Source organism: Actinomadura rubrisoli, from assembly GCF_004349215.1.
In the GTDB taxonomy this organism is placed as follows: domain Bacteria; phylum Actinomycetota; class Actinomycetes; order Streptosporangiales; family Streptosporangiaceae; genus Spirillospora; species Spirillospora rubrisoli.
Window position 1 is genome coordinate 1 of the sequence record NZ_SMKU01000726.1, and the last position, 1,107, is coordinate 1,107.

Sequence of the window (1,107 nt, forward strand, 5' to 3'; positions counted from 1 at the left end):
TGCTGAAGCCCGCCCCCGCCACCCCCCTGTCGGCGCTGCTGCTGGGCGAGCTGCTCGCCGAGACCGACCTGCCCGCCGGCATGTTCTCCGTCCTGACGGTGCCGAACGACCGGGCCGGCGGCCTCGTGGACGACCCGCGGCTGCCGATCGTGTCGTTCACCGGGTCCGTCCCCGTCGGGTGGGCGATCAACGACCAGGTGCCCCGCAAGCACGTCACGCTGGAGCTCGGCGGCAACGGCGCGGCCGTCGTCCTGCCGGACGCCGACCTCGACTGGGCCGCCCAGCGGATCGGCCTGTTCTCCAACTACCAGGCCGGGCAGAGCTGCATCGCCGTCCAGCGCGTCTACGTCGACCGCCCGGTGTACGAGGAGTTCCTGCCAAAGCTCGTCGAGACCGTCGACGGCCTCGTCACCGGCGACCCGTGGGACGACAAGACCCAGGTCGGCCCGCTCGTCAGCCAGGCCGCCGCCGAGCGCGTCGAGGCATGGGTGGACGAGGCCGTCGCGGCCGGCGCGACGGTCCTGGCCGGCGGCACCCGCGAGGGCGCCGCCTACGCCCCGACCGTCCTCGCCGACGTCCCGCCGGACGCCAAGGTCGCCCGCGAGGAGGTCTTCGGCCCGGTCATGCTCGTCCAGCCGGTGGACGGCGTGGACGAGGCGTTCGCCCTCGTCAACGACTCGGCGTTCGGCCTCCAGGCGGGCGTGTTCACCCGCAACCTCGACATCGCGTTCCGCGCGCACCGCGAACTGGACGTCGGCGGCGTGGTGATCGGCGACGTCCCGTCCTACCGGGCCGACCAGATGCCCTACGGCGGCGTCAAGGACTCGGGCGTCGGCCGCGAGGGCCTGCGTTCGGCAATGGCCGACTACACCGAGGAAAAAGTCATGATCCTAACCGGCCTCCCCCTCTGACCCCACACACGCGCCAGGCCGGTCTCATCGCAAGATCGGCCCAAGGCTCCTATGTCGCCTCGGTGGCGAACCCTGTCGTGGTGAAGGAGAAGGGCGGGGCCGCTGCGGCCCCGCCCGGCGAGTAGCTCTCCGGTCAGGGGTGGTGGGTTCTCCAGGCCGTGGTGAACATTTCGTGGAGGGGGGCCGGGGGCAGGAG

General features: G+C 72.4%; 1 protein-coding gene. It reads left to right on the forward strand.

Translation table 11 applies throughout. From position 1 onward, the window contains the following. Positions 1-911 (forward strand): aldehyde dehydrogenase family protein (locus tag E1298_RS47130; RefSeq protein WP_131903844.1); only part of this gene is annotated, 911 nt, incomplete at its 5' end. Positions 912-1,107 lie beyond the last annotated feature (196 nt).